The following is a 12,887-nucleotide window of genomic DNA, read 5'->3' on the forward strand; positions in this document are numbered from 1 at the left end:
CGCGTGATTTCGACTGAAGAAGGAAGGGTAAGGCCGTGCGCTATATGGGAAAGGTGTTCGGGCTGCTGCTTGGATTCGCGACGTTGCCGGAGAAATCCAGACGGGATTTCCTGACGAAGCTGAACGAATTCATGATGATGTCGCCGTCGCAGAAGCGACGGGCCATCACCGAGTGGCAGCACGCCGCGGATGACGGGCCGGGCGAGCCGGACAAATCCGCGGTCAAGCGTTAGGCAGCGGCTTCCGCCGCTCAGCGGGACCGGATGGATCGACGGCGTCGGGAGCGCCGCCGATCGGATGTGCGTGGGCGGCGCACCATCGAGGGTTCGTGCCGCAACGCCGTGTCGCGCGCCTCGGCTGGCGCGAGGCAGGTGCGCCGGACCGGGACGGGCGCAGGCAGCCTGGACTCCACCACCGCGACGCAGAACCTGTCTATCATCTTAAAATTACACTGCGCACCGCCCGGTTCGCTGGACGCCGCAACGCGACCGTGTTGCGGGATCGATTCGAATCCCGGCGCGTCGCACAACATGGCACGTCGGGCCGCGTGTATCGGGAGAAGAATAGAGATGGATGAATTTTTTGTGCGGGTGATGGTGGCGGACGATCATCCTTCGTCCGCACTCGGGATGTCGCAGGCGCTCGCGGGCAGCAGCACGATCAAGCTGCTCGGCACCGTCTCGAATTCGACCGACCTCGTCGCGGTGCTCGACGAGCAGCAGAGCGATGTGCTCGTCGTCGACTATGTCATGCCCGGCGGCAAGTATGGCGACGGTCTTTCACTGCTGTCGTTTCTCCAGCGGCGCTATCCGGCGCTTCGTCTCGTGACGATCACGATGATCGACAATCCGAGCGTGCTGTTCGCGATCCAGAAGCAGGGTGTCGGGTGCATCCTGAGCAAGTCCGATGCGATTTCGCACCTGGTCGGCGCGGTTCATGCGGCGTTCGTCGGCGCGAATTATCTGTCTCCATTCGTCAAGAAGCTGCTGGAGGACTGCCGGCCGTCGGCAGGTACCCGTACGCTGACTGCCCGCGAGATCGAGGTCGTGCGGCTTTACGGGGCGGGCCTGACGGTCGGCGAGATCGCCGTCCAGCTTCATCGCAGCAAGCAGACGATCAGTTCGCAGAAGTCGAGCGCGATGAAGAAGCTCGGCATCGTGCGCGATGCAGACCTGATCCGCTATGCGAGCGAGGGCCAATTGCCCGAATTGCCGGAGGCCGAGGCGTAGACGGACGCCCCGGGGCCTGAACTCGGTGAGTTGCACGGCGCATGACGTCGTGCCGGCGCCGATCCGATTTCGACGATACGTATGCCGACCAAACTGAAAACGCTGATCGCGCACGCCACCGCCGCGGGCCGCAAGCCGTTCGAGCCTGGCCGCGTTCGACGGCAGCAGCAATGGCTGTTATACGGGAGCGGCGTGGCGATCACGATATTCGTACTCGTCTGTGCGGCACTCGTCGCGCGCCTCGACATACACGAATCGGTTGCGCAATACCGCTCGGAATTTCTGGTGCGCAAGGCCGATATGTTGGCGGAAATGGAGGTGATCAAGGCGCTCCAGAACCGTTATACCGAGACCCTGGAACTGATGGCGAACCAGCAGCCGGCCGTGCCTCCGGATGCGCTGAAGCGCTTCGACGACGGTCATGGCAGGCTGGACATACTGGGTCGGATGGGGCGCGTGGCGATTGCCGCTTTCGCGGTCGCCCCGTCCGTGCGGTCGGCGGGTGATTATCCGCCGTTTCTCGGCGAGTTTCTTCAGCACGTCGAGGTGACGGGGAGGATGCCGCCGCGGCAACCCGGCGACCCGGGGATGGGCGGATATCTGATCGATCCGCACGGGACGTTCGTCATCGTGACCGGATATCCGTTGGTCAAGCAGTCGCGCGCGCTGCCGGCAGGCTTCGACGTGAAAGCATTGATCCGGAAATTGCAGCCGCCGGCCGATCTGTATCCGGTATCCGCGACCGCCGACAACCGTACGGTTCTGCTCGAGAGACGCGACGATCCGCTCGCCGGACGGTCCGTGCTGCGATTCGTGCAATCGATCCGGGACGCACACGGCAAGCTGGTCGCGTGGCTCGTCGTCGTCAGCCGGCCGGAGATCGACGCCATCCTCGCGCCGGCATCGGCCGGCATGGAGTACGCGCTGGTCGATGCACACGCGAACGTGCTGAGCGGTGGTCAGTCGGATGCCGCGATGATTGCCCGCGGGGTCGATTATGCGCGGGCTGCGGGCGGTGCGCGTGCGGTCGCACATCGGGTCGGCACGAGCATCGTGATCGGCGACCGGATGCCGGGGTTCGACGAGGTGCTGACGGCGACGATCACGTGGCGCGCCCTGTTTGACGACATGGCGGTGCGGTTGAGCATTACCGCCGGTCTCGCGTTGCTCGCCATCGGCACAGTGTGGTGCGCGATCGTTGTATTCGACCGGCGCGCGCTGCGGCCCGCCAACCGCCGCGCAATCCGGCTGATCGAAAGCGAGGCGCTGAACCGCACGTTGATTCGCACGGCGCCGGCCGGGATCATGCTGCTGTCGCTGGCCAACGGCGAAATCATGGTGCGCAACGAGGCCGCGCAGGCCTATGGCGACACCGGAACGGCGCCGTCGTTCGGCAAACGCATCTGGCAGGCTTGGCAGGGCAGTATCGCGAGCGGGACGGTGCCACGTGTCGTTACGCACGAGTTGTCGCTCGAGCGCACCGACGGCGGCACGACCTATCTCGCTGCGGATATCGTCCGCACCCGCTATCGCGGCGTCGACGTGCTGCTCTGTACGCTCACCGACATCACCGCACGCAAGCAGATGGAAGACAAGTTGCGCGAGGCCCGGGAGGCGGCAGACGATGCGAACAAGGCGAAATCGACGTTCCTTGCGACGATGAGCCACGAGATCCGCACGCCGCTGAACGCGATCGTCGGCAATCTCGAACTGATGGCGCGGGCGGCGTTGCCCGCGGTGGAACAGCGCCGGCTGCAGACGGTCGTGTCGTCGTCGGACGCGCTGCTGCGCGTGATCAACGACGTTCTCGATCTGTCGAAGGCGGAATCCAACCAGATGGTGCTGGAGGCCGTACCGTTCGACTTGCGTGCGGTGCTGCACGACGTCGCGGCGATCTTCCACCCGCTCGCCGACGCGAAGCAACTCGTACTCGAATGCCGGATCGCACCCGAACTCGCCGACGGTTACGTCGGCGACCCGACCCGCCTGCGCCAGATCCTGTCGAATCTCGTCAGCAACGCGATCAAGTTTACCGAACGCGGCAGCGTGACGATCGAAGCGCGGCAGTCTGTTGCCGGGGATCGCGCGCGCGGCGTCAAAATCGCGGTGCGCGATACCGGTATCGGTATCGCGCCGGAGAGCCTGCCGACGCTGTTCGACGTGTATGTCCAGACCGATGCGTCGATCTATCGGCGCTTCGGCGGCACGGGGCTCGGGCTGCCGCTGTGCCGGCGCCTCGCGCGATTGATGCATGGCGATCTGACGGTCGAGAGCCAGCCGGGCGCGGGCACGACGCTGGTGGCATCGCTGCCGATGCCCGAGGCGCCGTCCGCGTGGCGGGCCGCGCTCGACGAGCCGGAATCCGGGATCCCGGCGCCGCAGGCGTGCGATGCCGGCGATACGCCGCTACGCGTGCTCGTTGCCGAGGATCATCCGGCGAGCCGCGCATTGCTGCGCGATCAGCTCGAGGTGCTGCATTGCAGCGCGACGCTCGTCGCGAACGGGATCGAAGCGATGCGCGCATTCTTTACTCAGCCGTTCGACGTCGTGCTGACCGATCTCGGCATGCCGGAACTCGACGGTTTCGCGCTCGCGAATTTCCTGCGCGAGCAGGGCGCGAACGTGCCGGTGATCGCGATGACCGCGCATGCGACCGACCAGGACCGGCACCGCTGTGCGCAGGTGGGGGCGGTGGAGGTGGTGCTCAAGCCGCTGTCGATCGATGCGCTCGATGCGGTGTTGCGGCGGCACGCGCCGCGCGGGGCGGCTGCTGCGCTGCCTTCGGCCGGCCGCGGGGCATCGCCGGCCCCGGCGATCACGGACGAGATGCACGAGAAGTTGCGAACCGCGACGCTGCGCTCACTCGCCTTGATCGACGACGCGCTGCCGCGCGGCGATATCGATCCGGTCAGGATCGAACTGCATTCGATGCGCGGAGGTTTCGCGCTGGTGGGCGACACCGACGCGTGCGACGCCTGTGCGCAAGTCGAGCATGCGTTGTCGCGAGACGGGGCGCACGCACTGATGCCGGCGTGGCCCGCATGCCGGGCGGCGATCGAGGACGCCCTCGACCGGCTTGCCGGAAGCGGCTCGGGAACGTCGCGCGACCAGATCTGAACGGTTCGCGCGGAATTGGGCGGCGATCGGCAAGATGGGGCTTCCCCGTTCGGCCTTGGCCGAGCGCCATCGTCTTTCCGGCTCCCGCTCGTTCGGCGAGCGGGAGTCGTCATGCCGAACCCGACGGGTTCAACGCGTCATTACCAGTTGACCGGACCGAAACGCCACTGCCCGTCGATCTTGCCGAAACTCATGCCGACCGTGGTGTAGGGTTGGGCGGCACCTTCGGCCGAACTGGTTTCGATGTTGCCGGTGTTCGTATTCAGCCCGACCAGGGTACCCCAGTAGAACGGGCCGTATATCGGCGATACCAGGTCGAGACGGCTGCTCGACTTCGACGCGCGGATCGTGCCGGCGTTCTCGCCGACGAGGCCGCCCAGGTTCGAACGCAGGCCCGCGATCGTGCCGGTGGACGACGCGTCGTCGATGACGGCACCCTGATCGTTCAGCCCCACCAGGCCGCCGACGTTCGAGTCGTTCGCCGTGACATTGCCGGACGCGGACGCATGGCGCACGATCGCTCGGTTGCCGCGGTTCGCGCCGACCAGTCCGCCGGCGCGGCTGCCGTTGCCGGCCGTCACGTCGACGGCGGCGCGTACGGTATCCAGCACGCCGGCATTCAGGCCGACGAGTCCGCCGGCATCGCTTCCATCGCCCGCGCTGACCTTGCCGGTCGCGCTTGCGTTCGACACGGTCCCGTCGTTTGTGCCGACGAGCCCGCCGGCGTGGCTGTGGCGGCCTGCCGTTACCGTGCTCCTGGCCTGCGCGTTCCGAATCGTGGCGCCGTTCCTGCCTGCCAGACCGCCGACATGGGCGCTGGCAAGATCCGTTACGTCGCCGTTCGACTGCACGTCGTCCAGCGTGCCGCTCGCGTTGTCGCCGACGAAGCCGCCGATGGCGATTGCACCGTTGGCCGAGACCGGACCGGATGCGGATGCGTTCGCGATCCTGCCGCCGTCGCGGTTCTTGCCGACGAAGCCACCCACGTACCCGCCTTTGCCTGCCGTGACCGTGGCGTTGGCCGACGCGTCGCGAATCGTGCCGGCGTTGACACCGACGAAGCCGCCGGTGCTCGTATTGTCGCGGCCGGACACGCGCCCGCTGCTCGATGAGCGAACGATCAGCCCATGGTTGATGCCGACGAGTCCGCCCGCGCTCTGGACCTCGGGGTTGAACGATTCGTCGAGCGGCGTGCCGGGGCGGCCGGACAACGTGACGTCGGCGAAAGCCTGGCTGTCGGCGATCGTGCCGGCGTTGCTGCCGACCAGGCCACCTACGGAGACGGTGTTGTTGCTGCCCGATACCCGCCCGGTGAAGCTCGCGCGGTCGATCGCGCCGAGGTTCCGGCCGACGAGGCCGCCCATCAGGACCGCGCTCCTGCCGTGGTACGAGACGCTCATGTTTTTCGCGGTGACGTTGGTGATGCGTCCGCCCAGGTTGTCGCCGACCAGACCGCCGACGTACGCGGCGCGCGCGGCCGACGTGCCGTCGACGGTGAGCGAATCGAGCGTCAGGTTCGCGAGCGTGCCGCTGCTTTGCCCGAACAGGCCGATGTTCGGCCCGGTATTGGTGATCGACAGCCGGCTGATCGTGTTGCCGAGGCCGTCGAATACGCCGTAGAACGCGCGGTCGCCGCCGATGCTGCGGAAGCTCGCGTTCGCGCCGTCGATCGTATTGCCGATCACGTAGCGGCCGCCGAGGTTCGCATCGATACTGCGCAGGTCGGCAACCGTGTGCAGCACCTTGTAGTCCTCGCCGTTCGAGCGGAACGACGCGTTCTCGCCGGACAGCGTGACGACAGCCTGGTTGTTCAGCGTATGGCCGTTCTTCGAATTGAGCTCGAGGTGTGCGTTACGGCCGGTGAGCTTCAATGCGTCGTTGATGCGGATTTTGTCGGCGGCGTTGACGGTCAGGCGCGCATTCGCGCCGGTCGACGACAACGTTTGCCGAAGATCCACGTTGCCGTTCTGCGACGTGAGCGTGAGCGAGCGATCGCTGTTCCACGACACCGGGGCGCCGACCGTCAGGTCGCCTCGCGTGTTGGTCAGTGCGACGTCGGTCGTGCCGAGGTTGCGTGACAGCGTGTCGCCATCGATCGACGCGTCGGCCGGATAGAGGCTGTCGGCGTTGTTGTTTGCGACGCCGGCATTGGCGGCTTCGATGGTCCAGGTGCCCGCGGTGTCGCCTGCACGCGTGTCGACCGTGGTGCCGCGTGCGACACGAACCTGTTCGCCGCGTGTGACGATGGAGCCGGCCGGCGCGCCGGCTTCGGCCGCGCTCGTGTCGAGCGTGCCGGCGACCTTGACGGTGCCGCCGTCGAGCGTGATCTTGCCGGCGCGGCTGGCGAGGCCCTTGGCCTCGATGGTGCCGGTGTTGTTGACGACGGCGTTCAGCAGGTTGCCTGCCGCACGCGCGGTCATCAGCACTTCGCCGCCGTCGGCCTTGAGCAGGCCGCCGTTGCTGGCTTGCGCGTCGACCGCGCCGCCTTCGACCTGGAGGCTGAGCAGGTCGTTGCCGTCGAAGTTGACCTTGAAGGTGTTGCCTGCGCCGAGCGCGATGCGGCCCATCTTCGCCTGGATCACGCCGTTGTTGGATACGCGCGCGCCGAGCAGCGCGACGCTGCCGCCGTCGGCGGCGGTGATGTGGCCGTCGTTGACGACGGAGGCGGTGGAGTTGCCGGAGAAGCGATAGTTGCCGGCGAGGAAGTCGGCGTCGGCGATGTTCTGGGTGGACGCGACGAGGCCGCCGACGTTGATCTGCGCGCCGGAGCCGAACAGCACGCCGTTCGGGTTGACGAGGAAGACCTTGCCGTTGGCGTCGAGCTGGCCGTGGATCTGGCTGCCGTTGTTGCCGACGACGCGGTTCAGCGCGATCGACTGCTTGCCGGGCTGATGGAACGCTACGCGCTCGTTGCCGGCGATGCTGAAGTCGTTCCAGTTGGTGATGAGCTTGTCGGTGTGCTGGTTGATCGACATCGACTTGCCGTCGTTCTCGCGGACGATGTCGGCCTTGCCGGCGGTGATGTTCTCGCCGGTGGGCAGTGCGAAGGCGGGCAGGGCGGTGAAGCCGAGCAGGGAGAGGGCGGCGGCAGCGCGCTTGGCGCTACCGGGCTTGGCGCGCCGGCGCGCGGTTTCCCCAACGGCGCGCCAGCATCCCTGAGTCGGGTTCCACACCAGTGCGTAGGTCTTGTTCATCGTTTGGTCTTCCTGGTTGATTTGCGGGAAGTCCGGCCGATCTTGACGGCAGATCGGCCGGAGGCAGGCAACCGGCGGCCTCGCGGCCGCCGGCGACGAGCGGTCGGACCGCTCGTATCAGGCGACGGATCCAGTCTGCCGTTCAGGCGGCGCAGCCGGAACCGTTCGGGTTCACGTCAGGGCTTCACCTGACCATAGTTCACGCCGACCAGCGCGCCGTAGGACTGGTCATAGCCCGCCTTCACATCGACGACGCTGGTACTCGACGAGCCGTAGACGAAGCCGAAATTGCCGCCGACGAGCCCGCCCAGTCGCGCGTACCGGCCGCCGGATACCGTGCCGCTCGACGACGAGGCGGTGATGGTGCCGCCGTTGCTGCCAACGAGGCCGCCGACGTAGCTCGCGTCGCCGCCCTTGACGGAGCCCGTCGCGCGCGACTGATCGACTTTCCCCGTCAGGATGCCGACGAGGCCGCCGACCTTGCTCTGCATGCCGGCTTCGACGTTGCCCGACGCCGTCGACCGTGCGACGGTGCCGTTCTCGTTGCTGCCGACGAGGCCGCCGGCCGACGAGAAGTCGCCTGCCTTTACCTCGCCCGTGGCGCGGGAATCGGCGATCGTCCCCGTGTTACGGCCTGCGAGCCCGCCCGCGTAGCTGGATTGACCGGCCCGGACCTTGCCGTTGGCGCTCGACGTGCGGACGATGCCCTGGTTGAGCCCGACGAGGCCGCCTGCCGTGCTGCCGTTCAGAACGGTGACGCTTCCCGACGCGTTGGAGGAGTCGAGCGTGCCGGCATTGGTCCCGGCAAAGCCGCCCGCCGTGCTGTTGTGGCCCGCGGCCACGTCGCCGGATGCGTCGGATGCCTCGATGGTGCCGGCATTCGCGCCGACGAAACCGCCGACCGTGCTGTTGTCGTCGCCGGCCACGTTGCCGCTGGCCAGGGATGTCTCGATGAAACCGTCGTTCGCGCCCGCGAAGCCGCCGAGCGTCGATTTGCCCGTGGCGCGGACATGGCCTTGCGCGTTGGATGCATGGATGCGGCCCGCCGTGCCGTTGCGCCCGACGAAGCCGCCGGCAACGCTCTCGGTGCCAGCAATGACGTTGCCCGTCGAGGTCGACTGGTCGATGTCGCCGTCGTTGTAGCCGACCAGGCCGCCGGCCACCGTCTTGTTGCCCGCCGTCACGGTTCCGTTGGCCTGCGACTTCAGGATACGGCCGCTGTTCGTGCCGACGAGACCGCCGACCGTGCTCGACGCGGCTGCGAACACGTCGCTGTCGGATGTGGAATCGTCGATTTCGCCCAGGTTCACGCCTGCGAGGCCGCCGGCGACGCTGCGCTCGCCGACGCTCACCTTGCCGCTGGAGCGCGACTGCGCGATGGTGCCCAGGTTCAGGCCGACGAGCCCGGCCGCGATGGCGTTGTTGCGCGCGGTCACGCTCGCGGTCGACGACGACTGCTTGACGATGCCGTTGCCGTCGTTGAAGCCGACGAGTCCGCCGACCATCGAATTGGCGCCCGTCGCGTTGATGGAGCCCGCACTCGACGAGCGCTCGATCATGCCCGTGTTGTGACCGACCAGGCCGCCGGTGGCGCCATCGTGCGCGGCGCTGATGCGGACGTCGGCATGGCTGTCGCGGATCGTTGCCGATACCGGCGGCTTGTTCAGCAGCGTCAGGTTCTCGCCCACGAGGCCGCCGATCGCCTGCGCGTAGCGATCGCCGTCGATGCGGCCGGACACGCTGGCGCGCTCGATCGTGCCGCCGTAGTTCGAGCCGACGAGGCCGCCGATGATCGCCGGCCCCGTGGCCGAGACCGACACGTTCGTGGCCGTCACGTTCGAGATCAGGCCCGAGTTGCTGCCGGCGAGCGTGCCGACCGAAATCGGCCAGCCATACGGCAGACCCGACGCGGTCGTCACGATGTCGTTCAGGTTGAGGTTGGCGATGCTGCCTGCGTTGTGCGAGAACAGGCCGACGGCCAACTTGCCCGGATTGGAGATCCGCAGACGCGTGATCGTGTTGCCGAGGCCGTCAAATTTGCCGTAGAACGATTGGTCGCCGCCGATGCTGCGGAAGTTCGTGTTCGCGCCGTCGATCGTGTTGCCGATCACGTAGCGGCCACCCCGGTTCGCATCGACACTGCGCAGGTCGGCAACCGTGTGCAGCACTTTGTAGTCCTCGCCGTTCGAGCGGAACGACGCGTTCTCGCCGGACAGCGTGACGACGGCGTTGCGGTTGGAAAGCGTGTGGCCGTTCTTCGAGTTGAGCTCGAGGTGCGCGTTGCGGCCGGTGAGCTTTACCGCGTCGTTGATGCGGATTTTGTCGGCGGCGTTGACGGTCAGGCTCGCGTTCGCACCGGTCGACGACACCGTCTGCTGCAGATCGACGTTGCCCTTCTGCGACGTGAGCGTGAGCGAGCGATCGCTGTTCCATGACACCGGGCCGCCGACCGTCAGGTCGCCTTGCGTGTTCGTCAATGCGACGCTGGTCGTGCCGAGGTTGCGCGACAGCGTGTCGGCACCGATCGAGCGATCGCCGTTCACGCCCGCATTGGCGGCTTCGATGGTCCAGGTGCCGGCGGTGTCGCCCGCGCGCGTGTCGACGCGCGTGTCGGCGGCGACGTCGACGCGTTCGCCGCGTGTGACGATGGAGCCGGCCGGCGCGCCGGTTTCGGCCGCGCTCGTGTCGAGCGTGCCGGCGACCTTGACGGTGCCGCCGTCGAGCGTGATCTTGCCGGCGCGGCTGGCGAGGCCCTTGGCCTCGATGGTGCCGGTGTTGTTGACGACGGCGTTCAGCAGGTTGCCTGCCGCACGCGCGGTCATCAGCACTTCGCCGCCGTCGGCCTTGAGCAGGCCGCCGTTGCTGGCTTGCGCGTCGACCGCGCCGCCTTCGACCTGGAGGCTGAGCAGGTCGTTGCCGTCGAAGTTGACCTTGAAGGTGTTGCCTGCGCCGAGCGCGATGCGGCCCATCTTCGCCTGGATCACGCCGTTGTTGGATACGCGCGCGCCGAGCAGCGCGACGCTGCCGCCGTCGGCGGCGGTGATGTGGCCGTCGTTGACGACGGAGGCGGTGGAGTTGCCGGAGAAGCGATAGTTGCCGGCGAGGAAGTCGGCGTCGGCGATGTTCTGGGTGGATGCGACGAGGCCGCCGACGTTGATCTGCGCGCCGGAGCCGAACAGCACGCCGTTCGGGTTGACGAGGAAGACCTTGCCGTTGGCGTCGAGCTGGCCGTGGATCTGGCTGCCGTTGTTGCCGACGACGCGGTTCAGCGCGATCGACTGCTTGCCGGGCTGATGGAACGCTACGCGCTCGTTGCCGGCGATGCTGAAGTCGTTCCAGTTGGTGATGAGCTTGTCGGTGTGCTGGTTGATCGACATCGACTTGCCGTCGTTCTCGCGGATGATGTCGGCCTTGCCGGCGGTGATGTTCTCGCCGGTGGGCAGTGCGAAGGCGGGCAGGGCGGTGAAGCCGAGCAGGGAGAGGGCGGCGGCGGCGCGCTTGGCGCTACCGGGCTTGGCGCGCCGGCGCGCGGTTTCCCCAACGGCGCGCCAGCATCCCTGAGTCGGGTTCCATACCAGTGCGTAGGTCTTGTTCATGGAGTTGTGTTCCTCTGAAAAAAATACAGGGTGGCCGCTTCGTATTGGTATGTATACCTAACGAAATGGAGAAATCGAAGAGACGCAAAAAGTGCGAATCCCGATGATGCGGGCGGCTATGCCGCCCGCATTACTTGCAGCCCGCCCCTGTCTGGCGGGCCGCACGTCGACCGCCGCTCAGAAATACTGCGCGGCCTGAAGCCAGACGCTCGGCGAACGTGTGGCCGACGCTACCGGATCGGCGTAACCGACCGGCAGCGCGGCGGTCACGCTGACTTGGTGGCGCGTGCCGAACCAGCTCGCCCCGACGCCGAGCGACGACAACTGCACGGTGTTGCGCTCGCGCGACCATCGCTGCTTGCTGAGCTGAATGCGTCCCGTGTCGACGAATGCGCTCAATTGCCAGCCGGGCGCGACGAGATAGCGCAGTTCGGCCGTGGCCTGCCAACCCTGATCGCCGCTGCCGGCGCCGAGCGCGAATGCACGCACGCCGTACGGGCCGCCGAGGTTGAATTTTTCCGAAGCATCGAGATTGCGCGACGACAGCTGCGCGCTGAACTGGGTATAGAGCTGGAATCGCGAGCCGAGCGCCTGGAGCCGCAGCGCGCTGACGTTCAGCTTCGCGAACTGGCCTTGGGTATGAACGTAGTAGTCCATGTCGAGCGGATCGTTGCCGCTCAGATGGCCGATGCCGAGCGTGGCGGAGAAGCCGCTCCTGCCGCCGCCGCCGAAGGCATCCTGCTGGTTGCCGCTCACGCCGAACGACCACAGATCGACGGTCTTGTCGTTGACCACGTCGAATGCCCCGTACACGTCGCGCAGATGCTTGTTTTCGTAGACGAACTGCGCGTCGAGGCTCGCGCGCCTGCTGCGCAGCAGCGGCTGCGTGACGAATGCCGAGCGAACGTCGGCGCCGCCGTGGAAGCGCAGGTCCTTGAGGTCGCGGCCGATCCGGTAGTCCATGTCCGAATAGGCGATGCCGACGCGGGTCGATAGCGGGCCGACGGGCAGTTGATACGACGTGCGGTAATAGCGCTGATTGGTGTTGCTCGTCAGTCCGCGCAGCGAGAAGCGGTCGCCGACGCGCAACGGTGCATTGACGTCGATGCTGCCGGTCGCGCGGTAGCGGCCGGTCAGCGGATCACCGAAGTTGTCGAGTTCGATCGAGCCGGCGGCGAAGCGATCGCGTTCGGCATCGATCACGAGATCGGTCGTGCCCGGTTCGGCGCCGGGCCGCAGCGTGCTCTTCGCCACGACGCCGGGCATCTCGTTCAACAGGATGAGGCTGCGTTCGAGGCGGTTGCCGTGCGCGACCTCGCCGGGTTGCAGCGACGCCAGCGGTTGACGCAGGGCGCGGTCGAATACACGCGTGCCGTTGTGCAATTCGATCCGTCCGTAGCGACCTTCGACGACGGCGATGCGCACGACGCCATGTTCGATGTCCTGGCCGGGGAGATAGGCGCGGGCAAGGACGTAGCCGTGTTCGCGGTAGTACGTCGTGATCCGGTTGGCGGCCCGCTGCAGATCGGCGAAGCTCAGGTCGCGTCCGACGAGATCGCCGAGCAGCGGGGCGAGCCGGGCGGCGGGTATGGCCGCATTGCCTTCGATGGCGAAGGCGCTGACCGTGACGCGCGGGCCCGCATCGTCGTTCGACGCAGGCTCGGGTTCGGCGGGCGCGATGTCGATCTTCGGGGCGGTGACGGCGGGCAGCGACGGCCGCGCGGTCTCGATGTCGCGCATCGATTGCCCGG

At 67.2% G+C, this 12,887-nt stretch carries 6 protein-coding genes; 3 read left to right on the plus strand and 3 right to left on the minus strand.

All coding sequences use genetic code 11. The features are described from left to right. The first annotated feature begins 44 nt into the window (after positions 1–44). From J7024_RS19780 to J7024_RS19790, 3 genes are all read left to right on the plus strand, one after another. Positions 45–233: a hypothetical protein gene (locus tag J7024_RS19780; RefSeq protein ID WP_124829755.1), complete on the plus strand. Its 189-nt coding sequence runs from the start codon at positions 45–47 to the stop codon at positions 231–233. A 336-nt stretch (positions 234–569) separates the two neighbouring features. Next, entirely contained in the window at positions 570–1,229 is a 660-nt protein-coding gene (locus tag J7024_RS19785) for a response regulator (protein WP_124829667.1), read from the plus strand. Positions 1,230–1,310: 81 nt separating this feature from the next. Then, positions 1,311–4,346 carry a hybrid sensor histidine kinase/response regulator gene (locus tag J7024_RS19790; protein WP_124829666.1) on the plus strand — a complete coding sequence of 1,012 codons (3,036 nt, stop codon included), beginning with the start codon at positions 1,311–1,313 and terminating at the stop codon, positions 4,344–4,346. A gap of 140 nt (positions 4,347–4,486) precedes the next feature. Here the strand turns inward: J7024_RS19790 and J7024_RS19795 are convergent, their stop codons facing one another. The 3 genes from J7024_RS19795 to J7024_RS19805 all read right to left on the minus strand — a co-directional run bounded on the left by J7024_RS19795 (position 4,487) and on the right by J7024_RS19805 (position 12,876). Beyond that, a complete protein-coding gene (locus tag J7024_RS19795; RefSeq protein ID WP_124829665.1) occupies positions 4,487–7,540 on the minus strand; it encodes a GLUG motif-containing protein in 3,054 nt (1,017 codons plus the stop codon). A 176-nt stretch (positions 7,541–7,716) separates the two neighbouring features. After that, a complete protein-coding gene (locus J7024_RS19800) occupies positions 7,717–11,136 on the minus strand; it encodes a GLUG motif-containing protein (RefSeq protein ID WP_175761417.1) in 3,420 nt (1,139 codons plus the stop codon). Between the two features lie 177 nt (positions 11,137–11,313). Further along, positions 11,314–12,876: a ShlB/FhaC/HecB family hemolysin secretion/activation protein gene (locus J7024_RS19805; protein WP_124830571.1), complete on the minus strand. Its 1,563-nt coding sequence runs from the start codon at positions 12,874–12,876 to the stop codon at positions 11,314–11,316. Between the last annotated feature and the right edge of the window lie 11 nt (positions 12,877–12,887).

The sequence above is a fragment of the Burkholderia sp. WTPI3 genome, from assembly GCF_021483755.1.
GTDB lineage: Bacteria > Pseudomonadota > Gammaproteobacteria > Burkholderiales > Burkholderiaceae > Burkholderia.

What these genes read in the sequence shown, in the direction of transcription:
- J7024_RS19780 (WP_124829755.1), top strand. Translation starts at nt 45, where the DNA reads ATGGGAAAGGTGTTCGGGCTGCTGCTTGGATTCGCGACGTTGCCGGAG.
- J7024_RS19785 (WP_124829667.1), top strand. Translation starts at nt 570, where the DNA reads ATGGATGAATTTTTTGTGCGGGTGATGGTGGCGGACGATCATCCTTCG.
- J7024_RS19790 (WP_124829666.1), top strand. Translation starts at nt 1,311, where the DNA reads ATGCCGACCAAACTGAAAACGCTGATCGCGCACGCCACCGCCGCGGGC.
- J7024_RS19795 (WP_124829665.1), bottom strand. Translation starts at nt 7,540, where the DNA reads ATGAACAAGACCTACGCACTGGTGTGGAACCCGACTCAGGGATGCTGG.
- J7024_RS19800 (WP_175761417.1), bottom strand. Translation starts at nt 11,136, where the DNA reads ATGAACAAGACCTACGCACTGGTATGGAACCCGACTCAGGGATGCTGG.
- J7024_RS19805 (WP_124830571.1), bottom strand. Translation starts at nt 12,876, where the DNA reads ATGCGCGACATCGAGACCGCGCGGCCGTCGCTGCCCGCCGTCACCGCC.